Source organism: Allobosea sp. CS1GBMeth4 (genome assembly GCF_900185715.1).
Lineage (GTDB): Bacteria > Pseudomonadota > Alphaproteobacteria > Rhizobiales > Beijerinckiaceae > Allobosea.
Map to the genome: position 1 here is coordinate 144,236 of NZ_FYAS01000003.1, position 20,545 is coordinate 164,780.

21 protein-coding genes and 1 other RNA gene are annotated in these 20,545 nt (G+C 69.5%); 14 read left to right on the plus strand and 8 right to left on the minus strand.

What is annotated here, in order from left to right:
* Positions 1–14: 14 nt before the first annotated feature.
* Positions 15–860, minus strand: coding sequence for a 2,3,4,5-tetrahydropyridine-2,6-dicarboxylate N-succinyltransferase (dapD, locus tag CS1GBM4_RS02040; RefSeq protein WP_186417015.1), 846 nt, complete (start codon positions 858–860; stop codon positions 15–17).
* Positions 861–1,066: 206 nt separating this feature from the next.
* On the opposite strand from dapD, the gene CS1GBM4_RS02045 reads away from it, so the two are divergent.
* Entirely contained in the window at positions 1,067–1,354 is a 288-nt protein-coding gene (locus tag CS1GBM4_RS02045) for a hypothetical protein (RefSeq protein WP_186417016.1), read from the plus strand.
* 5 nt (positions 1,355–1,359) lie between these two features.
* Here the strand turns inward: CS1GBM4_RS02045 and recR are convergent, their stop codons facing one another.
* The 4 genes from recR to ffs all read right to left on the minus strand — a co-directional run bounded on the left by recR (position 1,360) and on the right by ffs (position 4,532).
* Positions 1,360–1,965: a recombination mediator RecR gene (recR, locus tag CS1GBM4_RS02050; protein ID WP_186417017.1), complete on the minus strand. Its 606-nt coding sequence runs from the start codon at positions 1,963–1,965 to the stop codon at positions 1,360–1,362.
* Positions 1,966–2,116: 151 nt separating this feature from the next.
* Entirely contained in the window at positions 2,117–2,440 is a 324-nt protein-coding gene (locus CS1GBM4_RS02055) for a YbaB/EbfC family nucleoid-associated protein (RefSeq protein WP_186417018.1), read from the minus strand.
* 18 nt (positions 2,441–2,458) lie between these two features.
* Positions 2,459–4,312, minus strand: coding sequence for a DNA polymerase III subunit gamma/tau (locus CS1GBM4_RS02060; protein WP_186417019.1), 1,854 nt, complete (start codon positions 4,310–4,312; stop codon positions 2,459–2,461).
* A 121-nt stretch (positions 4,313–4,433) separates the two neighbouring features.
* Positions 4,434–4,532, minus strand: an RNA gene (gene ffs, locus CS1GBM4_RS02065) — signal recognition particle sRNA small type.
* 233 nt (positions 4,533–4,765) lie between these two features.
* Between ffs and rpmH the strand changes: the two genes are divergently transcribed.
* The 5 genes from rpmH to yihA all read left to right on the plus strand — a co-directional run bounded on the left by rpmH (position 4,766) and on the right by yihA (position 8,790).
* A complete protein-coding gene (gene rpmH, locus CS1GBM4_RS02070) occupies positions 4,766–4,900 on the plus strand; it encodes a 50S ribosomal protein L34 (RefSeq protein ID WP_038364779.1) in 135 nt (44 codons plus the stop codon).
* A 55-nt stretch (positions 4,901–4,955) separates the two neighbouring features.
* Positions 4,956–5,342: a ribonuclease P protein component gene (rnpA, locus tag CS1GBM4_RS02075; protein WP_186417020.1), complete on the plus strand. Its 387-nt coding sequence runs from the start codon at positions 4,956–4,958 to the stop codon at positions 5,340–5,342.
* Positions 5,343–5,386: 44 nt separating this feature from the next.
* Complete coding sequence (gene yidC / locus CS1GBM4_RS02080; protein ID WP_186417041.1) at positions 5,387–7,294, plus strand: membrane protein insertase YidC; 1,908 nt, start codon at positions 5,387–5,389, stop codon at positions 7,292–7,294.
* A gap of 188 nt (positions 7,295–7,482) precedes the next feature.
* Positions 7,483–8,115, plus strand: a complete 633-nt coding sequence (locus CS1GBM4_RS02085; RefSeq protein WP_186417021.1) for a CatB-related O-acetyltransferase — start codon at positions 7,483–7,485, stop codon at positions 8,113–8,115.
* Positions 8,116–8,124: 9 nt separating this feature from the next.
* Entirely contained in the window at positions 8,125–8,790 is a 666-nt protein-coding gene (gene yihA / locus CS1GBM4_RS02090; RefSeq protein ID WP_186417022.1) for a ribosome biogenesis GTP-binding protein YihA/YsxC, read from the plus strand.
* 4 nt (positions 8,791–8,794) lie between these two features.
* Here the strand turns inward: yihA and CS1GBM4_RS02095 are convergent, their stop codons facing one another.
* Positions 8,795–9,871 carry a LacI family DNA-binding transcriptional regulator gene (locus CS1GBM4_RS02095; RefSeq protein ID WP_186417023.1) on the minus strand — a complete coding sequence of 359 codons (1,077 nt, stop codon included), beginning with the start codon at positions 9,869–9,871 and terminating at the stop codon, positions 8,795–8,797.
* A 113-nt stretch (positions 9,872–9,984) separates the two neighbouring features.
* Here CS1GBM4_RS02095 and CS1GBM4_RS02100 point away from each other — a divergent pair, with 113 nt between their 5' ends.
* The 5 genes from CS1GBM4_RS02100 (at position 9,985) to CS1GBM4_RS02120 (ending at position 16,177) form a co-directional block, all read left to right on the plus strand.
* Positions 9,985–11,001, plus strand: a complete 1,017-nt coding sequence (locus tag CS1GBM4_RS02100; RefSeq protein ID WP_186417024.1) for a TRAP transporter substrate-binding protein — start codon at positions 9,985–9,987, stop codon at positions 10,999–11,001.
* Between the two features lie 32 nt (positions 11,002–11,033).
* Positions 11,034–12,911: a TRAP transporter large permease subunit gene (locus tag CS1GBM4_RS02105; RefSeq protein ID WP_186417025.1), complete on the plus strand. Its 1,878-nt coding sequence runs from the start codon at positions 11,034–11,036 to the stop codon at positions 12,909–12,911.
* Positions 12,912–12,943: 32 nt separating this feature from the next.
* Positions 12,944–13,483 carry a VOC family protein gene (locus tag CS1GBM4_RS02110; protein WP_186417026.1) on the plus strand — a complete coding sequence of 180 codons (540 nt, stop codon included), beginning with the start codon at positions 12,944–12,946 and terminating at the stop codon, positions 13,481–13,483.
* A gap of 130 nt (positions 13,484–13,613) precedes the next feature.
* Entirely contained in the window at positions 13,614–14,888 is a 1,275-nt protein-coding gene (locus tag CS1GBM4_RS02115) for a ribulose-bisphosphate carboxylase large subunit family protein (protein WP_186417027.1), read from the plus strand.
* A 2-nt stretch (positions 14,889–14,890) separates the two neighbouring features.
* Positions 14,891–16,177, plus strand: a complete 1,287-nt coding sequence (locus tag CS1GBM4_RS02120) for a four-carbon acid sugar kinase family protein (RefSeq protein WP_186417028.1) — start codon at positions 14,891–14,893, stop codon at positions 16,175–16,177.
* A gap of 11 nt (positions 16,178–16,188) precedes the next feature.
* Here the strand turns inward: CS1GBM4_RS02120 and CS1GBM4_RS02125 are convergent, their stop codons facing one another.
* On the minus strand, positions 16,189–16,500 hold the full coding sequence (locus CS1GBM4_RS02125) for a hypothetical protein (protein ID WP_186417029.1): 312 nt from the start codon (positions 16,498–16,500) through the stop codon (positions 16,189–16,191).
* A 228-nt stretch (positions 16,501–16,728) separates the two neighbouring features.
* Between CS1GBM4_RS02125 and CS1GBM4_RS02130 the strand changes: the two genes are divergently transcribed.
* From CS1GBM4_RS02130 to CS1GBM4_RS02140, 3 genes are all read left to right on the plus strand, one after another.
* Positions 16,729–18,255 (plus strand): serine hydrolase domain-containing protein, encoded by a 1,527-nt coding sequence (locus CS1GBM4_RS02130; RefSeq protein WP_186417030.1) that lies wholly within the window; start codon positions 16,729–16,731, stop codon positions 18,253–18,255.
* Positions 18,252–19,835 (plus strand): ABC transporter substrate-binding protein, encoded by a 1,584-nt coding sequence (locus CS1GBM4_RS02135; protein WP_186417031.1) that lies wholly within the window; start codon positions 18,252–18,254, stop codon positions 19,833–19,835. The genes CS1GBM4_RS02130 and CS1GBM4_RS02135 overlap by 4 nt, the downstream gene beginning before the upstream one ends.
* A 115-nt stretch (positions 19,836–19,950) precedes the next feature.
* On the plus strand, positions 19,951–20,157 hold the full coding sequence (locus CS1GBM4_RS02140; protein ID WP_186417032.1) for a hypothetical protein: 207 nt from the start codon (positions 19,951–19,953) through the stop codon (positions 20,155–20,157).
* A 2-nt stretch (positions 20,158–20,159) separates the two neighbouring features.
* Here CS1GBM4_RS02140 and CS1GBM4_RS02145 read toward each other — a convergent pair.
* Positions 20,160–20,545, minus strand: a 386-nt coding sequence (locus CS1GBM4_RS02145; protein ID WP_186417033.1) for a hypothetical protein, incomplete at its 5' end; no start/stop codon positions are given.

A 20,545-nucleotide genomic window follows, 5' to 3' on the forward strand; every position in this document is an offset into this window, starting at 1 on the left:
CGCCTCCGTCGCTCTCAGTCACGCAGCAAGTCGTTGATGCCGGTCTTGGCGCGGGTCTGGGCGTCGACCGTCTTGACGATCACGGCGCAGTAGAGCGAGGGACCGGGCGTGCCGTCGGGCAGCGGCTTGCCCGGCAGAGAGCCGGCGACGACGACGGAATAGGGCGGCACCCTGCCGATATGGACCTGGCCGGTGGCGCGGTCGACGATCTTGGTCGTCGCCGAGATGAAGACGCCCATGGCGAGCACCGAGCCCTCGCCGACGACCACGCCCTCGACCACCTCCGAACGGGCGCCGATGAAGCAATTGTCCTCGATGATGGTCGGATTGGCCTGCAGCGGCTCGAGCACGCCGCCGATGCCGACGCCGCCCGACAGATGCACGTTCTTGCCGATCTGGGCACAGGAGCCGACCGTCGCCCAGGTATCGACCATGGTGCCGGCGTCGACATAGGCGCCGATGTTGACGAAGGACGGCATCAGGATGACGTTCGGCGCGAGGTAGGAGCCCCTGCGCGCGGCCGCCGGCGGCACGACGCGGAAGCCGGCGGCGCGGAAGCGGTTCTCGCCCCAGCCGGCGAACTTCGAGGGCACCTTGTCCCAGAACACGCCCTCGCCGGGGCCGTGCGCCATGACCTCGTTGTCGGCGAGCCGGAAGGAGAGCAGCACCGCCTTCTTGAGCCATTGATTCGTGACCCATTCGCCGCCGATCTTCTCTGCGACGCGGGCCTCGCCGGAATCGAGCAGCTCGATCGCCTGCTCGACCGCCTCGCGCACGGCACCCTTCGTGCCGATGCCGATCTCGGCCCGGTTCTCCCAGGCGGCGTCGATGGTGGCGGCGAGATCGGTCGGAATCGGCATGGCTCACTCTCTCGTCATGGTCGGCCTCGCGCCGACCATCCACGACCTGCGGCGTGGATGAAAGGAAGGACGTGGATGCGCCGGAGCGGGCCCGGGCATGACAGGGTGAGCGATGGCGGAAGCGTGCGGCGCCGTCAAGGCAAAGCGGAACGCCGACGACCCGGGCATGTTACAATGCCTTCCGGCGCACGCAGCGGAGGCCAAAGATGACCCGGATCCTGATCACCCTTCTCGCTTTCGGCCTCGCCGGCACGGCGCTGGCCCAGGGACGCCCGCAGACTCCGGAGCGCAGCTGCGCCGCCAACCGCCAGAGCGTCCTCGCCAATGGCGCGATCGTGCTCGGCACCGGCGGCTACACCTATGACCGCTTCGTGCGCGACCGCTCCTTCTGCCAGTTCGACGAATATGCCGATCCGGCCTGGGTCCCGGCCCGGGACACGCCGCAATGCTTCGTCGGCTATCGCTGCAAGAGCGGGCCGTTCTGGAACGATTGAACGGCTCAGAATCCGGTGCGCTGGCGGATCGCCGCCGCCAGCGTGCCGTCGTCGAGATAGTCGAGCTCGCCGCCGACCGGCACGCCATGGGCGAGCTTGGTCACCTTGACCGGCAGATGCGCCAGCAGGTCGGTGATGAAATGCGCCGTGGTCTGGCCCTCGACCGTGGCGTTGAGCGCGAGGATCACCTCTTTCACGGCCGGATCGGCGGCGCGCGCCACCAGCGCGTCGAGCGACAGGTTCTCGGGCCTGATGCCGTCGAGCGCCGAGAGCACGCCGCCGAGCACGTGATAGCGCCCGCCGACCGCGCCGGAGCGCTCCAGCGCCCAGAGATCGGCGATGTCCGCGACGACGACGATCAGGCCGTCGTCGCGGCGTGGGTCGCGGCAGAGCCCGCACGGGTCGCTGGTGTCGACATTGCCGCAGGTCGAGCAGACGACGATGCGCTCGCGCGCGACCGCCATCGCCTCCGCCAGCGGGCCGAGCAATTGCTCGCGCTTCTTGACGAGATGCAGCGCGGCGCGCCTCGCCGAGCGGGGGCCCAGGCCCGGCAGCTTGGCCAGGAGCTGGATCAGGCGCTCGATCTCGGGGCCGGCGATGGTGCGGGACATGTCTCTTAGACGAAGATGCGTCCACCGTCATTCCGGCCGCAGCGAAGCGGAGCGCCGGAATCCATCGTAGGGCTCTGGTGCCCTTCGATGGATCCCGGAGCTGCGCCGCTGACGCGGCTTGTCCGGAATGACGATGCGCGTGGCAATGCGGTCAGAACAGCTTGGGCATGCCGGGCGGGATCGGCAGGCCGCGGGTGACCTCGGCCATCCTCTCCTGCACGGCGCGCTCGGCCTTGGTGCGGGCGTCGTTGCTGGCGGAGATGACGAGATCCTCGAGGATCTCCTCCTCGCCCTGCACCATCAGGCTCGGATCGATCTTCACCGATTTCAGCACGTTCTTGGCGGTCATGACCACCTTGACCAGGCCGCCGCCGGCCGAGCCCTCGAATTCGAGCGCATCGAGCTGGGCCTGCATGTCGGCCATCTTCTTCTGCATCTCCTGCGCCTGTTTCATCAGGCCCATCATGTCGCGCATTGCGGCGCTCCTTTGCGGTCAGTTGTCCGTCCAGAACTCGACGCCGTCGAAATCGGGCTCGCTGTCGTCGAAGAGCGGCTCGAACTCGGGCAGATCCCCGTCGCCGCCCGCGGCGGAGGCCGGCATGTCGCTCTCCTGCGCCCGCGGGTCGCGCACGTCGACGATGCGCGCGCCAGGGAAGCGCTCCAGCACGGCGCGCACGGCGGGGTGATTGGCGGCGTCGTTCTCGCGCTTGTCGCGCGCCGCCGCCGCCTGCTCGCGCAGGGTCGCCGCGCCCTCGGCGTTGACGACCGCCACCAGCCAGGTCTGGCCGGTCCATTCCTTCAGCCGCTTCGACAGGTCGTTGGCGAGAAGACGGTTGCCGTTCGCCGCCAGCGCGAACTCGATCCGGCCCTGCTCGAAGCGCACCAGCCGGACGTCGCGCTCCAGCGCCAGCTTCATGGTGATGTCGCGATGACGCGAGGCGAGCGCGACGACCTCCTCGAAGCTCTGCGGCTGCGGCAGGGCGCCGGCACGCGGCTGTGCGGCCGGCGCCGCGGCGGGCATCGGGTTGGCGCTGGCGAGCACGGGGCGGGCCGCGAGCGCCGTCGCGCCCCCGCCGGAGGGCGGGCGCGGCGCGGCCGAGCCGTTCCCGCCGACGGCCCCGCCGCCGTCGCGCAGCATCCTGAGCGCCTCGTCGGGCGTCGGCAGGTCGGCGGCGTGGGCGAGACGGACCAGCGCCATCTCGGCCGCCATCACCGGCCGGTCGGCCTGGCGGACTTCACCGATCGCCTTCAGCAGCATCTGCCAGGCGCGGGCCAGAACGCGGATCGACAGGCGCTGGGCGAAATCGGCGCCGCGCACCCGTTCGGCCTGGGAGAGGCTGGTGTCCCTGGCGGCGTCCGGCACCAGCTTGAGCCGCGTCACCAGATGGCTGAACTCGGCGAGGTCGGCGAGCACCACCGCCGGGTCGGCGCCGGCATCGTATTGCGCCCTGAGCTCCGTCAGCGCGCCGGCGATGTCGCCCTTCATGACGAGCTCGAACAGGTCGATGACGCGCGCCCGGTCGGAGAGGCCGAGCATGCTGCGGACCTCTTCCAGCGTGATCCTGCCGCCGGCATGGGCGATCGCCTGGTCGAGGATCGAGAGCGAATCGCGGACCGAGCCCTCGGCGGCGCGGGCCACGGCGGCGAGCGCCTCCTCCTCGGCCTCGATCCCTTCCGCCCGGCAGATCCGGTCGAGATGGCCGACCAGCAGCGCCGCGTCGACGCGGCGCAGGTCGAAGCGCTGGCAGCGCGAGAGCACCGTCACCGGCACCTTGCGGATCTCGGTGGTGGCGAAGATGAACTTGGCGTGCGGCGGCGGCTCCTCCAGCGTCTTCAGGAAGGCGTTGAAGGCGCCTCCCGAGAGCATGTGAACCTCGTCGATGATGTAGACCTTGTAGCGGGCCGAGACCGGGGCGTAGCGCACCGCGTCATTGATCTGGCGGACATTGTCGACGCCGTTGTTCGAGGCGGCGTCGATCTCCATCACGTCGATGTGCCGGCCCTCGACGATCGCCTGGCAGTGCACGCCGAAATTCGTCAGGTCCGTGGTCGGCGCGCCGCTGCCGTCGGCGTTCTGGTAGTTCAGCGCCCGGGCCAGGATGCGCGCCGTCGTGGTCTTGCCGACGCCGCGGACGCCGGTCAGCATCCAGGCCTGCGGGATGCGGCCGGCGGCGAAGGCGTTGGTCAGCGTCCGGACCATGGCGTCCTGGCCGATCAGGTCGCCGAAATGCGCCGGCCGGTATTTGCGCGCCAGCACGCGATAGCCGGCAGGTGCCGCCGCCGGGGCGGGCGCCAGGGACATGCCGGGGAAGCCCGGCTCGTCGGCGGGGACGATCTCGTCGGTCATGTCCCTGCTTTCGCCAATCGCGGCGCGGCGGTCAACGCCGCATCTGCCGCAGGGCGCGCGAACGCGTCAGCAATGTGAGAGAAGGCACGCGCATTCGCGCGGAGAGCTTCGGCTTGCGCGAAGGTGGGAGGCTGGACGAAGACCCGTTCGGTCTCGTTACGGCTGCTTCCTTCCGGACCTGACCGGGTTGGCGAGTGAGACGTCCCTCGCCAACCTCCCGCCGGCTATATCGGCGCTTTGGCCCGGGAGTGCAAGCCCGCCGCGAACGCCGGCGCCGCGACGGCGCGGCGCAGGCGTTTCGGCATTGACTTCACCTCCCCCATCCGCCATAAGCCCGCGACCTGCGCTGCCTACCGGGCGGCGCGGACCCTTTTTGCACGACAGGCCTGGCTGGCATCGGCTTTCCCGCGAAAGCTGCGCTCGCCCTGCCGATCAAGGCCCCGGAGACGGACCGTGAAGAGAACCTATCAACCCAGCAAGCTGGTGCGTAAGCGCCGCCATGGCTACCGCGCCCGCATGGCGACCAAGGGTGGCCGCAAGGTCATCGCCGCCCGTCGCGCCCACGGCCGCAAGCGCCTGTCGGCCTGATGAGCTCAAGGCGCGCGATCGCTGCGCGCCCGTTCCGGAAGACTGGCCAACCGCCATGCGCCTCGCCCGTCTGACGCAACGCAAGGACTTTCTCGCGGCGGCCGAGCACGGCCGCCGTTTTCGTTCGTCCGCCTTCACCGTGCAGGTGCTCGACAAGCCGGAGCAGGAGGGCCTGCGCCTCGGCCTGACGGCCTCGCGCAAGACCGGCAACGCCGTGGTACGCAACCGCATCCGCCGCCGCCTGCGCGCCGCGGCCGCGCTCGCCCTGACGAAGCAGGCCGGCCGCCCCTGCGACCTCGTGATCGTCGCCCGGCCCGAGACCGTCGGCGCCGCCTTCACCACCATGATCGACGATCTTTCGGTCGCGCTCGACCGCGCCCGCCCCGCCGGCGGCGGCAAGCGCCGCCCCGACAGGCGCTCCTCTTCGCGCCCAGCCTCATAGACGCCCGCCAGGGCCGCCAGCGAGACCGTTTCCTGACCATGAAGATGAAAGAAGACAACCGCAACCTGCTGCTGGCGATCGCTCTCTCGGTCGTCGTGCTGCTCGGCTGGCAGTATTTCTACGGGCTGCCGCAGGCCGAGAAGCAGAAGCAGATCGCCCAGCAGAACCAGCAGACGCAGAGCCAGCAGGCACCCGGCCAGCAGGCGGGGCAGCCCGCAGGGGCGCCGGCGGCGCCCGGCACGGCTCCGGTTCCGGGCGGCACCGCACCGGCACAGCCCGGCCAGGCCCCGGTCACGGCCGCGCCCGCCGCGGCGACCCGGGAGGCGGCGCTCGCCGCCGGCCCACGCCTGCGGATCGACACGGCCAAGATCGCCGGCTCGCTCTCGCTCGCCGGCGCGCGGATCGACGACGTCTCGCTCAAGGCCTATCACGAGACGGTCGACCCGAAGAGCCCGATCATCGTGCTGCTCTCGCCGGCCGGCGGGCCGAACGCCTATTATTCCGATTTCGGCTGGGTCGCCGGGCCGGGCGCCACTATTGCGCTGCCGAATGCCGCCACGGTCTGGAGCGCCGACAGCGACGTCCTGACCGCGGCCAAGCCGGTGACGCTGACCTGGGACAACGGCCAGGGCCTCGTCTTCAAGCGCACCATCTCGGTCGACGACAACGCGATGTTCTCGATCCGCGACGAGGTCGAGAACAAGGGCGCCAGCCCGGTTTCGCTCTATCCCTATGGCCAGGTCGTGCGCGTCGGCAAGCCGGCGACGCTCGGCTACTACGTGCTGCACGAGGGCATGATCGGCTCGCTCGGCGAGCAGGGCCTGCAGGAATACACCTACGACGCCATCGACAAGGAGCCGGCGCTCGGCTCGGCGACGCATGGCAAGGCCTGGAAGGACGTGGTCGGCGGTTTCGTCGGCATCACCGACAAGTACTGGGCCGCCGCCGCGATCCCGGACCAGGGCAGGAAATACGAGGGCCGCTACTCCTCGGTCCAGACCGGGCCGGTGCGGACCTACCAGGCCGACTTCCTCGGCGAGGCGGTCAGCGTCGCGCCGGGCGCCTCGGCCAGCGCCTCCTCGCGCCTGTTCGCCGGCGCCAAGGAAGTCGCCGCGATCGACGGATACGAGAAGAACCTCGGCATCAAGCGCTTCGAGCTGATGATCGACTGGGGCTGGTTCTACTTCATCACGAAGCCGATGTTCTACGTGATGGACTGGGTCTACAAGCATGTCGGCAATTTCGGCATCGCCATCCTGGTCGTCACCGTCCTGCTGAAGCTTCTGTTCTTCCCGCTCGCCAACAAGTCCTACGCCTCGATGGCGAAGATGAAGGCGGTGCAGCCGGAGATGATGGCGATCCGCGAGCGCTATGCCGACGACAAGATGAAGCAGCAGCAGGCGCTGATGGAGCTGTACAAGACCCAGAAGATCAACCCGCTCGCCGGCTGCTGGCCGGTGCTGGTGCAGATCCCGGTCTTCTTCGCGCTCTACAAGATCCTGTTCATCACCATCGAGATGCGGCACGCGCCGTTCTATGGCTGGATCCGCGACCTCGCCGCGCCCGACCCGACCAATCTCTTCAACCTGTTCGGCCTCCTGCCGTTCACGCCGCCGGCGATGCTGCATCTCGGCATCTGGCCGATCATCATGGGCGTGACGATGTTCGTGCAGATGAAGATGAACCCGGAGCCGCCGGATCCGGTCCAGAAGACGATGTTCACCTGGATGCCGGTGTTCTTCACCTTCCTGCTCGGCTCGTTCCCGGCCGGCCTGGTGATCTACTGGAGCTGGAACAACCTGCTCTCGGTCGCCCAGCAGGGCTTCATCATGAAGAAGCACGGCGTGAAGATCGAATTATGGGACAACCTCAAGGGCCTGTTCGGCAAGAAGCCGGCCGCTGCGACCGCCGGCGCCGCGCCGCCCAAGCCCGCGAACAGCAACAAGAAGTGAGGCGTTGGACGTGTAGGCGTCCAACATTGACGATGTCATCCCGGGCGACCGAAGGTCGACCCGGGATCCATGCCTGAACCTCTCCGATCCAGGCCCCGGCATGGATCCCGGCTCTTCGCCGAGTTCATCCTTGGGCCGACCGAAGGTCGGACCCGAGGGTTTGGTCGGGATGACCGTGAGGTTCTTCGATGCCCCTGCCCGATCCGAAAACCCGCCATCCGATCGCCGGCTGGAAGGGCACGGCCTTCCTCAAGGCCGTCGTCGACCATCCGCTCGTCGAGGTCGGCGACTACTCCTATTATGACGATTCGCGCGGGCCCGAGCATTTCCTCGCCCGCTGCGTGCGCTATCATTTCGACTTCATCGGTGACCGGCTGATCATCGGCAAGTTCGTCGCGATCGCCCAGGCGGCGCAGTTCATCATGAACGGCGCCAACCACCCGATGAGCGGCTTCTCGACCTATCCGTTCGGCATGTTCGGCTTCGAGAACGTGCCCGATTTCACCCGCGACGGCCTGCCGCTGCGCGGCGACACCGTGATCGGCAACGATGTCTGGATCGGCCGCGAGGCGGTGATCATGCCGGGCATCACCATCGGCGACGGCGCGATCATCGGCACCCGCGCCCAGGTCTCGCGCGACGTGCCGCCCTATGCGATCGTCGTCGGCAATCCCGGCCGCGTCGTGAAGCTGCGCTTTGCGCCGGAGGTGGTCGCGGCGCTGCTCGCGATCCGCTGGTGGGATTGGGAACCCGAGAAGATCGCGCGCAACCTGCCCCTGATCGCCGGCGCGGACATCGACGCGCTGCGCGCCGCCGTGTAGGCAGGGGCGATGACCTCAGATCAGACCACGCCCTTCAGCGACGACGAGCTCGAATCCGCCCGCAAGCTCTTCGAGGGGCCGTGGGAGTTCGTCTGGGCCTCGACCCGGATCGACGACCTGCCGCCCATGGTCGGCCAGGAGATCGCCTTCGCCGGCCGCTCGAATGTCGGCAAATCGAGCCTGATCAACGCGCTGACCCGCCGCAACGCGCTGGCGCGGACCTCGCACACGCCGGGCCGGACCCAGCAGCTCAACTTCTTCCGGCAGGTCGGCCATGACGAGCGGCTGACGATCGTCGACATGCCGGGCTACGGCTATGCCGCCGTCGGCAAGGAGAAGGTCGCGGCCTGGACCAGGCTGATCCACGACTATCTGCGCGGCCGCGCCAATCTGATGCGCGTCTATGTGCTGATCGACGCCCGCCACGGGCTGAAGGACGTCGACGGCGCCGTGCTGGAGACGCTCGACAAGGCGGCGGTGTCCTACCAAATCGTCCTGACCAAGGGCGATGCCCTCAAGGCCTCCGAGCAGGAGGCGATGGTCGAGGCGACGGCCGCGAAGATCAGGCGGCGCCCGGCGGCCTTCCCCGAGGTGCTGCTGACCTCCAGCGAGAAGGGGCTCGGCATCCCGGAGTTCCGGGCGGCGATCGCACGGGCGCTGGCGGAACGCGCATAGCTGATCAGGGCAGGTTCTCGCGCAGCACGATCTCGATGCCGGGCCTGGCCGTGCCCTCGGCCGCGGGCCTTCCGGCGCGCAGATTGGCGAAGATCGCAACGCAGCTCATCAGCGTCGCCTGCGGCTGCTGGGTGATGACCGCGTCCATCGTGCCGTCGACGAGAAGGGCGCGCGTCTCCGGCGTCAGCCCGTGCCCGACGAAGACGACGTCCTGCCGCCCCGCCTCCTTCAGCGCCCTTGCGATGCCTTCCGGCCCGCCGCCGATATTGTAGATGCCGGCCAGACCCGGATGCTGGCCGAGCAGCATCCGGGTCTGGCGATAGTTCTTGGCCTCGTCGTCATGGCCCTCGCGCAGGCCGACGACCTCGATGTCCGGATAGAGCTCCTCGAACAGGTGCAGGAAGCCCATTTCGCGCTCCTCATGGGCGCGATAGCTGAGGCTGCCGGCGATCATCGCCACCTTCGCCCGGCGCGGCCCGATGAAGCGGGCGATGAGCTGGCCGGCGGTGCGCCCGGCGGCGCGATTGTCGAGCCCGACATAGGCGGCGCGGGCGGTGTTGGCGATGTCAGAGATCAGTGTGACGCTCGGCACGCCGCGCTCGGCCAGGAAATCCACCGCTTCGCGCACGGTCGGATGCTCCAGCGCCATGAAGGCGACGCCGTCGACCTCGCGGCCGATCCGGCGGAGCTCATGGGCGAGCAGCTCGGGCTTGAAGCTCTCGATATGCTCGACCCTTGCGCGCATGTTGAATGAGGCGAGCTGGTCGTGCGAGCCTGCGATCAGCCGGCCGAGCAGGCCGAGGAAGCGATTGTTCCCGGCCGGCAGCAGGAAGGCGAGCCGCAGCGGCCGCAGCGCGCTCGCCGGCAGCGCGCCCTCCATGACATAGCCGAGCTCTCCGGCCGCCCTGAGCACGCGCTGCACCGTAGCCGGCCTGACGCCCGGGCGCTGGTTCAGGACCCGGTCGACCGTCGCGGTCGAGACCCCCGCCAACCGCGCCACGTCCTCGATCCGCGCCATCTGGCGGCGGCGTGGCGCGGATGCTTCGGCCCCCTCGGCGGCCTTGAAGGTTGGCGCATTCATTCCATCAAAAACCATCAGAAAATGAGCTTGAAAGCCATCAGATGCGATTTCTATGCTGAGCGTCAAGCACGCAAGAGCGATCAAATCGCATCACGTCCGCAAGGGAGGACATCATGACCGGACCGAGCCGCCGCACCCTCGTCAAGGGCCTTGCCGCCGCCCCCGCCGCATCGCTGATCGGCATGCCGATGATCGCGCGCGCCGCCGAGATCGAGCTGAAATACGGCAACAACCTGCCGCTCAGCCACCCGCTGAACATCCGCGCCCAGCAGGCGGCCGACCGGGTCGCGAAGGAGACCAACGGGCGCGTCGAGATCAAGATCTTCCCGAACAACCAGCTCGGCGGCGACACCGACATGCTGAGCCAGGTCCGCAATGGCGGCATCACCTTCTTCACCCCCTCGGCACTGGTGATCGCGACTTTGGTGCCGGTCGCGGCGATCAACGCGGTCGGCTTCGCCTTCGCCGATTACGACCAGGTCTGGAAGGCGATGGACGGGCCGGTCGGCGCGCATGTCCGCGCCGCGATCGAGAAGGTCAATCTCCACGCCTTCGAGAAGATGTGGGACAATGGCTTCCGGCAGATGACCACCTCGGGCAAGGCGATCGAGCAGGCGGCCGACATGGCCTCGCTCAAGATCCGCGTGCCGGTGTCGCCGCTCTCGATCTCGATGTTCAAGGCCCTGGGCGCCGCGCCGGCCAGCCTGCAGTTCTCCGAGGTCTATTCGGCGCTGCAGACCAAGGTGGTCGACGCGCAGGAGAATCCACTGCCGATCATCCAGGTCGCCAAGCTCTACGAGGTCCAGAAGAGCTGCGCGGTCTCGAACCATATCTGGGACGGCTTCTGGTTCATCGCCAATGGCCGGGCCTGGCGCGGACTGCCGCCGGACATCCAGAAGATCGTCGCCGCCGCGATCAACGATGCCGGCGTCGCCCAGCGCGGCGACATCAAGAGCCTCAACGAAACCGTGCAGGCCGACCTGCAAGCAAAGGGGCTCGCCTTCAACAGGACCAATCCCGACAGCTTCCGGGCCAGGCTGCGCGAGGGCGGGTTCTACAAGGAATGGCAGGAGCGCTTCGGCGCCGAGGCCTGGGGCCTGCTCGAGGGGGCGGTCGGCAAGCTCGCCTGAGGCTCGCCGGGACCGGATCTCGAGGACACGCCATGGACGCTCACGCCGCCACCCTGCCGCCGCCGGCCCTGCCGGCGACCGGCCTCGGCCGCCTCGCCGGCAGGCTCGACCGCGCCGTCGGCACGGCGGTCGAGCTCGTCGCGGCCGTGCTCGTCCTCGCCGAGATCGTCATCCTCGGAGCCGGCGTCACCGCCCGCTACGTCTTCCACGCGCCGCTGGTCTGGTCGGACGAGCTCGCCTCGATCCTGTTCCTCTGGCTCTCCATGCTCGGCGCGGTCGTGGCGCTGCGCCGCGGCGAGCACATGCGCATGACCGGGCTCGTCAGCCGCGTCGGCCCGCAGGCGCGTACCCTGCTCGAAGCGCTCGCCATCACCGCCGCGATCGCCTTCCTGGCGATGATCCTGCCGGACGCGCTCGACTATGCCGAGGACGAGCGCTTCATCGTCACGCCCGCGCTGGAGATCGCCAATTCCTGGCGCGCCGCGGCGCTGCCGATCGGCATCGTGCTGATGCTGTTCGCCGCCTTCTGCCGGCTGCTGCGCTTCGGCGCCTGGAAGACCGTCATGCTGGCGATCACGATCACGGCGGCGCTCACCGTGCTGTTCTGGGTGCTCGGCCCGGTGCTGAAGCCGCTCGGCAAGCTCAACCTGGTGATCTTCTTCGTCGGCATCGTCGCGACCAACGTCTTCGCCGGGGTGCCGATCGCCTTCTCCTTCGCGCTCGCCACCTTCGGCTATCTCTCGCTGACGACCTCGACGCCGATGGTCGTCATGGTCGGCCGGCTCGACGAAGGCATGAGCCATCTCATCCTGCTCGCCGTGCCGCTGTTCATCTTCCTCGGTGCGCTGATCGAGATGACCGGCATGGCGCGCGCCATGATCCAGTTCCTCGCCTCGCTGCTCGGCCATGTCCGCGGCGGGCTGTCCTATGTGCTGGTCGGCGCGATGTACCTGGTCTCCGGTATTTCCGGCTCGAAGATCGCCGACATGGCGGCGATCGCCCCGGTGCTGTTCCCAGAGATGCAGAAGCGCGGCGCCAAGCCGGGCGACCTCGTCGCGCTGCTCTCGGCAACGGGCGCGCAGACCGAGACGATCCCGCCCTCGATCGTGCTGATCACCATCGGCTCGGTCACCGGCGTCTCGATCGCGGCGCTGTTCACCGGCGGCATGCTGCCGGCGGTCGTGCTCGGCATCGCGCTCTGCCTCGTCGTCTGGTGGCGCAACCGGGGCGAGGACCTCGGCCATGTCGTCAAACATTCGAAGCGCGAGATCGCCCGGCTGTGCCTGATCGCCGCTCCCGCCATCGCGCTCCCCTTCGTCATCCGCGCCGCGGTCGTGGAAGGCGTCGCCACCGCGACCGAGGTCTCGACCATCGGCATCGCCTATGCGGTGCTGGCCGGCCTCCTGATCTACCGCCGCTTCGAGTGGCGCCGGCTCGGGCGCATGCTGGTCGACACCGCCTCGCTCACCGGCGCGATCATCTTCATCATCGGCTGCGCCACGGCCATGGCCTGGGGCCTGACCCAATCGGGCTTCTCGCAGGACCTCGCCAGGGTGATGGCGGCTGTGCCCGGCGGAAGCTGGGGTTTCCTCGCCATCTCGATCGTCGCTTTCGTCATCCTCGGCAGCGTGCTCGAGGGCATCCCGGCGATCGTGCTGTTCGGGCCCCTGCTCTTCCCGATCGCCAGGCAGATCGGCGTGCACGAGGTGCATTACGCCATGGTCGTGATCTTCGCGATGGGCATCGGGCTTTTCGCCCCGCCCTTCGGCGTCGGCTATTACGGCGCCTGCGCGATCTCGAAGATCAATCCCGACGAGGGCCTGAGGTACATCTGGGCCTATGTCGCCGCCCTCCTGATCGGCCTCGTCGTCGTCGCCGCCGTGCCGTGGTTCTCCACCGGCTTCCTCTAGCGCTCAACCACCGATCTTCGCAGGAAAGCACCATGAGCCGTCATTTTGGCCAGATCCGTCAGGCCGGCTATGTCGTCCCCGATATCGAGGCGGCGATGGACTATTGGAGCCGGGTGCTCGGCGTCGGGCCGTTCTTCTACAATCCCAGGGTCCCGATCCGGAACTACCGCTACAAGGGCGAGGCCTATGAGCCGCACAACTCGGTGGCGCTCGCCAATTCCGGCCCGCTGCAGATCGAATTGATCCAGTGCCGCAACGCGGTGCCGTCCATGTACAAGGACTTCACCGATGCTGGCCATAGCGGCCTGCAGCACGTCGCCTACTGGACCTCCGATTACGACGCCGATCTGGAGCGGCTCCTGGCCGAGGGCTTCGAGCCGGTGATGTCGGGCGAGGTCGGCGAACGCGGCCGTTTCGTCTATTTCGACACGCACTACCATCCCGGCACGGTGATCGAGCTTTCCGAGGTCGCCGGGCCGAAGGGCGAGATGTTCCGGCTGATCCGGGAGGCCGCGGACAACTGGGACGGCAGGGACCCGGTGCGTCCGTTCCCCGATCTCGGCAAGCTCTGAGCGACCATGGCGACCTCTCGTCATTGCGAGGAGGCGAAGCCGACGAAGCAATCCAGAAGGATTGCGCGAGACCTCCTGGATTGCTTCGCTACGCTCGCAACGTCGGAAGCGACGACTTCGGAAAATGACGATGGCTGCTGAACGGTTCGAAGCCACCTATCTGATCGAGACGCCGCTCGAGCCCCGCAAGGTCGCCGAGGTGATGGCCGGCGAGCAGTCGAGCGGCACCTTCACCCGCGTCGCCGGCGAGACCGACGAGTTGCGCGACCGCACGCGCGCCGTGGTCATCGCGGTCGAGGAGCTGGAGAGCGCCGCCGAGCCGAGCCTGCCCAATGCCTGGCTGGCGCGGAAAGGCGCAGAAGGCCCCTGGCGGCGGGCCCGGGTCAGCCTCTCCTTCCCCGTCGACAATGTCGGAGCCAATCTGCCGACCCTGGCCGCGATCGTCGCCGGCAACCTGTTTGATCTCGGCGAAGTCACCGGCCTCCGGCTGGAGAGCATGGCCCTGCCGGCCGCCTATCGCCGCCGGTTTCCGTTGCCGGCGCGCGGCATCGCCGGCACCCGCCGGGCGACCGGCGTGGCGCGGGGGCCGATGATCGGCTCGATCATCAAGCCCAATGTCGGCCTGCGCCCGCACGAGACCGCCGAACTGGTCGGCCGGCTCTGCGCCGCCGGGCTCGACTTCATCAAGGACGACGAGATCTGCGCCGATCCGATGCACGCGCCGCTGGCCCTGCGCGTCCCCGCGGTGATGGCCGCGGTGCGCCGCCATCAGGACCGCACCGGCAAGGCGGTGATGGTCGCCTTCAACATCACCGCCGAGACCGACCAGATGCGCCGCCATGCCGAGCTGGTCGAGCGCGAGGGCGGCTCCTGCGTCATGGTCAGCCTGAACTGGTGCGGCTTTTCGGCGGTCGAGACGCTGCGCCGCTCGACCAGCCTCGCCCTGCACGGCCATCGTAACGGCTTCGGCGCGCTCTCGCGCCATCCTCTGCTCGGCATCGGCTTCCAGGCCTACCAGACGCTGTGGCGTCTCGCCGGCGTCGACCACATGCATGTCCATGGCCTGCAGGGCAAGTTCGCGCAGGAGGACGAGGAGGTGGTGAGTTCGGCCAGGGACTGCGTCACGCCGCTGGCGGACGGCGTCGACGACCGCGTGCTGCCGGCCTTCTCCTCCGGCCAATGGGCGGGCACCGCCCAGCCGACCTGGGACGCGATCGGCCATGACGACCTGCTCTTCATGGCGGGCGGCGGCATCCTCGCCCATCCGGGCGGCGCGGCGGCCGGCGTCGCCAGCATCCGCCAGGCCTGGGAGGCTGTCGCGGCGGGCGAGCCGCTGAGCGAGGCGGCGAAGGCACACCGCGAGCTCGCGCAGGCGCTCGCCTTCTTCGGCAAGGGTTCCGGCTGAGCATGGTCGACGAGGCGCCCCGCTACGGCTGGTATGGCGACGACTTCACCGGCGCCACCGACACGCTCGCCACGCTTGCGGAAGCGGGCCGGCGGGCCCTGCTGTTCCTGCGCATCCCGACCCCGACGCAGCTCGCCAGCGCCGGCCCGCTCGAGGCGGTCGGCATCGCCGGTGCGACGCGGGCGATGGCGCCGGAGGCGATGGCCCTGGAGCTGGACGAGGCCGGCCGCTTCTTCGCCCGCCTCGGGGTCGGCCTGCTGCACTACAAATGCTGCTCGACCTTCGACAGCGCGCCCGGCACCGGCAGCCTCGGCGCAGCGGCGCGCGCCCTGAAGCCCCATTTCCCCAATCGGCTCCTGCCGATCATCGGCGGCCAGCCCAATCTCGGGCGCTACTGCCTGTTCGGCCATCTCTTCGCCGCGGCGGGGGCCGGCGGCAGCGTCCACCGCATCGATCGCCATCCGACGATGAGCGTGCATCCGGTGACGCCGATGGGGGAGGCCGATCTGCGCCGGCATCTGGCAGCGCAGGGGATGGAGCGCATCGCGCTGGTCGACTATCGCAGCCATGACGGCGACGGAGCCGGTCAGGCCCTCGATGCGGCGCTCGCCGACAAGCCCGATTCCGTGCTCTTCGACGTCTCGCGGCCTTCCGATCTCATGGCGATCGGCGCTTTGCTGCGCGAGCGGATGGAGGCGGGGCCGATGCTCGCGATCGGCGCCAGTTCGGTGGCGCAGGCCTTCGCCGGCTTCCCCCAGGCTGCGCGAATGGGGATGCCGAGGCTGGCGCGTCCCGAGTCGGGCGGCAACCTGCTCGCGCTGGTCGGCAGCCTCTCGCCTGTGACCCGCGCGCAGGTCGAACTCGCCGCTGGCTATGCGCGGATCGCGATCGACCCGGCACGGTTGACCGGCGAGCCCGCCTATCTGGACGCGCTATGCAGCGAGACGCTGACTCGCCTGGAGCGGCGCAACGTCATGCTGATCACCGACAGGCCGGCCGGCGCGCCCGCCGAGACCGGCAAGGTCGCGGCCGCGACCGGGGCGCTGCTGCGCGCCATCATGGCCGAGGCGCGGATCGCGCGGCTGGTCGTCGCCGGCGGCGACACCTCGACGCTGGCGATCCGCTCGCTCGCTCTCTGGGGCCTGTCCTATCGCTCGCCCTGCACGCCGGGCGCGCCGCTCTGCCGCGCCCATAGCGACGATCCCGGCCTCGACGGCCTCGACATCGTGCTGAAGGGCGGCCAGATGGGCACGCCCGACTTCTTCAACCATGTCGCCGAGACGGGCTGAGCCGTCCGCGCTCACGGGCAGACGTAGCCGCCCTGATTGTCAGGTACGCAGCGCGAGCCGTTCGGCAGGTTGAGCGCGCCGGAACGGTCGCGCCGGACATAGGCCCCGTTCGGCAGGGTGAAGCCGCCGCTCTGATCGGTCTGGACGCGCGTTCCGTCCGGCAATTGCAGGCCGCCGGCGCCGTCGCTGACGATCCGCTTGGTCATCGCGGTGCCACCCGGCGCCGGCCCGGGCGTCGGTGCGCCAAAGCGCTGCGGCTGCGAGCAACCCGCCACGATGCCGGCGAAACCGAGGGCTCCGGCCACGAACACTGCGCGCTTCATGCCAATCCGCCTCCTCAATATAGCTTCCTCAAATCCGCAATCTCCGACAAGGCCGGGGCGCGGTCCAGCAAGCCCGCCGCGCGGGCAAGCCCGCGGCAGCATCGACCAGCGATTGTGCCGCTTTCATGACGGGCGGCTCAGCCCCCGACGCATGGCCGGGAGGATTGCCTAGCCGCCCCCTTATCCGCGACAGTTCCATCCGGGACGGATCGCCGGGACGAGACGCGCATGGTCGACTGGACGAGAGGGCGCAGCGAGGCACAGGCGATCACCGAGCCGTGGACACGCCAGGGTGGGCCGGGCGGCGCCGTCGTGCTGTTCGACCGCGAGGGCGTGCGCGAGAGCGCGAGCGGCGGCTTTGCCGTGATCGAGCATCGCCTGCCCTTCACTCCCGACACGCAGAACCGGCTGGCCTCGATCAGCAAGCATATCTGTGCCGCCGTGCTGCTGCGCGAGGGCGTGCCGCTGGACGAGGCGCTCGGCAGCGTCCTGCCCGAACTGCCGGCCCCGCTCGGCGCCGTCCCGCTCGGCCGGGCGCTCGACATGACCGGGGCGCTGCCGGACATGATGGAGGCGCTCTGGCAGCAAGGCACGCCCTTCACGGCGAGCCTTTCCGCCGCCGAGATTCTCGCGGCCGCCCGCCGCCTGCCGGGGCTCAACGCCGAGCCCGGCACCGAGATGGCGTATTCCAACACCGGCTGGCGGCTGGCGCAGGCGATCCTCGAGCGCAGGACCGGCAAGCGCTACGCGCAGTTGATCGACGAGCTGATGGCACCGGACTCGCTGCCGATCCGCTTCGTCTCGGACGAGACCGAAGCGGTCCCTGGTCTCGCCACCGGCTATTGGCATGACGGGAAGGCCTGGCGGCGCGGCCAGTACGGCTTCAACTTCTCGGCCTCCGGCGGCATGGCCGGCAGCGCGGCCGGGCTGGCGCGCTGGGCCGCCGCGCTGATGGCCGGGCGCGGCACTCATGCCGGGCTGCTCGACCGGCTGGCGGCGCCACGCCGGTTTGCCGATGGCGGCGAGAGCGGCTACCGGCTCGGCCTGGTCGCGAGCCGGCTCGGCGGTATCAGCATCATCGGCCATGGCGGCTCGCTCACCGGCTATCGCAACCATATGCTGATCGCTCCGGAGCAGGGCGTCGGCGTCGTCGTTCTGACCAATCGTGAGGAGGATGCGCTCTGGCCGGCGCTGCGCGTGCTGGCGGCCCTGCTCGGCGAGGCCCTGCCGAGCGACCCCGAGACCCTGCCGAACGGGCTCTACGCGACCGAGCAGGGGCCGTTCTGGGCCGAGTTCGCCGGCGGTGCGATCAGCTTCATGGGCGGCTACGAGAAGCTGGTCGCGGATGGCGCTGGCGGCCTGCGCAGCCTGCCGGCCTATCTCGAGATCGCCCTGAAGCCCGAGGCCGGCGGCGCGCTCGCCGGCCGGATCGGCGGCGTGTCGCGCCGGCTGCTGCCGGTGCCGGCCGAGACGAGGCTCGACGAGCGCCTGGTCGGGCGCTGGCGCGATGCTCGCCTCGGGGTCGAGGTCACGATACGCGCCGACGGCACGGCGTCCTGGCCTTGGGCCGGAACGATCGGCCGCGAGACGCGGCTGACGCCGCTGCCCGGCGGGCGGGCGCTGGCCGATCTGACGCACGGCCCCTGGCGGCACCGGCCCTGCCTCTGGCTGCAGCCGGACGGCAGCCTGCGGCTCGCCAGCCATCGTTCGCGCATCTTGCATTTCCAACGCATCGACCAGGGAGGCCAGCCATGATCCGATCCCGTCTCGCCACGGCGCTCATCGGCGCGACCGCGCTCGTTCTCGCGGCCGGCGCACAGGCGCAGCCGGCGCCGAAGAGCGTGCTGCGGGTCGCTCCGCATGCCGACCTCAAGACGCTCGACCCCGTCGCCGCCTCGATCGTGATCACCCGCATGCACGGGCTGATGATCTACGAGACGCTGTTCGCCTGGGACGCCAACCTCCAGCCGAAGCCGCAGATGGTCGAGAGCTTCGCGACTGCGTCCGACGGGCTGTCGTGGAGCTTCACCTTGCGGCCGGGCCTGAAGTTCCATGACGGCCAGCCGGTGACGACGCGCGACGTCGTCGCCTCGCTGAAGCGCTGGATGGCGCGCGACACGATCGGCGGCAAGCTCGGCGAATACACGGAGGCGATGGAGGCGAAGGACGAGCGGACCTTCGTGCTCAGGCTGAAGAAGCCCATGGCGCTGGTGCCCTTCGCGCTCGGCTCGGCCGTCGGCCAGATCCCGGTGATCATGCGCGAGGCCGACGCGGCGACCGACCCGATGAAGCCGGTGACCGAGACGATCGGCTCCGGGCCGTTCCGGTTCAATCGCGCCGAATGGCGCAGCGGCGCCAAGGTCGTCTACGACCGGAACCCGGACTATGTGCCGCGCTCCGAGCCGGCCGACGGGCTCGCCGGCGGACGCGTCGTCAAGGTCGACCGGGTCGAATGGGTGATCATGCCCGACCCGGCGACCGCCGCCGCCGCGCTGCAGACCGGCGAGATCGATATCTGGGAACAGCCGAGCCAGGACCTGATCCCCGTGGTCGCGGCGGCCAGGGACGTCAAGGTCGAGCGCTATTCCAACCTCGCCAACCAGGTGATGCTGCGGCCGAACAGCCTGCACCCGCCGTTCAACGATCCGAAGGCGCGCCTCGCCCTCGCCTACGCCACCGACCAGGCCGAGTTCCTGGCCGGCGGCTTCGGGGACGAGCAATGGTGGAAGCGCTGCAACGCCTATTTCATCTGCGGCGGACCGAACGGCACCCAGGCCGGCACGGAGGGCTACGCCCGGCCCGACCTGGAGAGGGCGAAGCAACTCCTGGCGGAAGCCGGCTACAAGGGCGAGAAGCTGGTGCTCAGCACCAGCAACGACATCGCCCCGATCGGCCGCATGGCCGAGGTCGCGGCGGCGCAGCTCAAGAAGGTCGGCGTCAATGTCGACGTCCAGTTCTCGGACTGGGGCACCGTCACCACGCGCCAGCAGAACAGGAACCCGCCGGACCAGGGCGGCTGGAATCTGTTCGTGACCTATGCCTCGGGTGCGACCATGCAGTCGCCGATGACCAATATCGGCACCAACATGGCTTGCGAGAAGGCCTGGGCCGGCTGGCCCTGCGACGCCGAGGCGGAAAGGCTGCGCGGGGCGGTGATCGACGCGCCCGACGATGCTGCCCGCAAGGCCGCCGTCGAGGCGCTGCACAAGCGGCTGGCCGAGATGCAGCCCTATCGCGTGCTCGGCCAGTTCGACCAGCCCTATGCCAGGCGCACGAACGTCTCCGGCGTGCTGGCGGCACCGGTGATGCTGTTCTGGAACGTCGAGAAGAAATGAGGCCGCACCGCGATCCCAGGATCGGGCGTTAACCGGTTCCTGACCGATTGCGGACGAGACTCAGGTGCAACGATTCGCCTTCAGTCTCGTGAGACGCGTAATGGGTCAGGTCTTGATGGGTCAGGTCTTGCAGTTCCGTTTGAAGCCGCCGGCCGTCGCGCACGAGGGCGATGCGCTCGATCTGCTGTCGGCGATCGACTTCGCCCTGCGCGACCTCGCCGACATCACGCCGCATATCGTGCACGAGCCCAGCCGTGAGCAGGCGCGGCAGTGCCGACAGATGCTGCAGGACGCCTTCGACGCCGCCCTGCGGGCCGGCTAACCTCAGTCGCGCCTGACCTCGACGACATAGCCGCGATCGTCGACGACGACACTGATGTCGTAGCCATCGTCGTCGGTGCCCGAGACGATCCAGACGCCGCGGCCGCGGCGGACGCCTTCGACATCGACGACGCCGCGGCGGCGGGCGATGCGTACGGCCTCGCGGCGGCTGATGCCGTAGTCGACATCGTCCTCGTCATAAGCCGGCGCCGGCGGGCGGGGCGGACGTGGCGGCGGCGGGGCGATGTCGGGCCCCGGCACGCCCGCCGGTGGCGGCACGGCCCGCGGCGGCGCGCCGGGACCGCCGCTCAAGGCCTGGGCGAGGACCGGCGTCGCCGGGACGAGGCCGAGGCAGGCGGTGAGGACGAAGCGGCGGGTCAGCATGGCTC

Coding starts and splice junctions, on each gene's coding strand:
- CS1GBM4_RS02130 (WP_186417030.1), top strand. CDS start 16,729: ATGGTCGACTGGACGAGAGGGCGCAGCGAGGCACAGGCGATCACCGAG.
- CS1GBM4_RS02060 (WP_186417019.1), bottom strand. CDS start 4,312: ATGACCGACGAGATCGTCCCCGCCGACGAGCCGGGCTTCCCCGGCATG.
- recR (WP_186417017.1), bottom strand. CDS start 1,965: ATGTCCCGCACCATCGCCGGCCCCGAGATCGAGCGCCTGATCCAGCTC.
- CS1GBM4_RS02140 (WP_186417032.1), top strand. CDS start 19,951: ATGGGTCAGGTCTTGCAGTTCCGTTTGAAGCCGCCGGCCGTCGCGCAC.
- CS1GBM4_RS02135 (WP_186417031.1), top strand. CDS start 18,252: ATGATCCGATCCCGTCTCGCCACGGCGCTCATCGGCGCGACCGCGCTC.
- CS1GBM4_RS02085 (WP_186417021.1), top strand. CDS start 7,483: ATGCCCCTGCCCGATCCGAAAACCCGCCATCCGATCGCCGGCTGGAAG.
- CS1GBM4_RS02055 (WP_186417018.1), bottom strand. CDS start 2,440: ATGCGCGACATGATGGGCCTGATGAAACAGGCGCAGGAGATGCAGAAG.
- CS1GBM4_RS02125 (WP_186417029.1), bottom strand. CDS start 16,500: ATGAAGCGCGCAGTGTTCGTGGCCGGAGCCCTCGGTTTCGCCGGCATC.
- rnpA (WP_186417020.1), top strand. CDS start 4,956: ATGCGCCTCGCCCGTCTGACGCAACGCAAGGACTTTCTCGCGGCGGCC.
- dapD (WP_186417015.1), bottom strand. CDS start 860: ATGCCGATTCCGACCGATCTCGCCGCCACCATCGACGCCGCCTGGGAG.
- CS1GBM4_RS02095 (WP_186417023.1), bottom strand. CDS start 9,871: ATGAATGCGCCAACCTTCAAGGCCGCCGAGGGGGCCGAAGCATCCGCG.
- CS1GBM4_RS02115 (WP_186417027.1), top strand. CDS start 13,614: ATGGCTGCTGAACGGTTCGAAGCCACCTATCTGATCGAGACGCCGCTC.
- CS1GBM4_RS02105 (WP_186417025.1), top strand. CDS start 11,034: ATGGACGCTCACGCCGCCACCCTGCCGCCGCCGGCCCTGCCGGCGACC.
- CS1GBM4_RS02045 (WP_186417016.1), top strand. CDS start 1,067: ATGACCCGGATCCTGATCACCCTTCTCGCTTTCGGCCTCGCCGGCACG.
- CS1GBM4_RS02120 (WP_186417028.1), top strand. CDS start 14,891: ATGGTCGACGAGGCGCCCCGCTACGGCTGGTATGGCGACGACTTCACC.
- CS1GBM4_RS02100 (WP_186417024.1), top strand. CDS start 9,985: ATGACCGGACCGAGCCGCCGCACCCTCGTCAAGGGCCTTGCCGCCGCC.
- yidC (WP_186417041.1), top strand. CDS start 5,387: ATGAAAGAAGACAACCGCAACCTGCTGCTGGCGATCGCTCTCTCGGTC.
- CS1GBM4_RS02110 (WP_186417026.1), top strand. CDS start 12,944: ATGAGCCGTCATTTTGGCCAGATCCGTCAGGCCGGCTATGTCGTCCCC.
- yihA (WP_186417022.1), top strand. CDS start 8,125: ATGACCTCAGATCAGACCACGCCCTTCAGCGACGACGAGCTCGAATCC.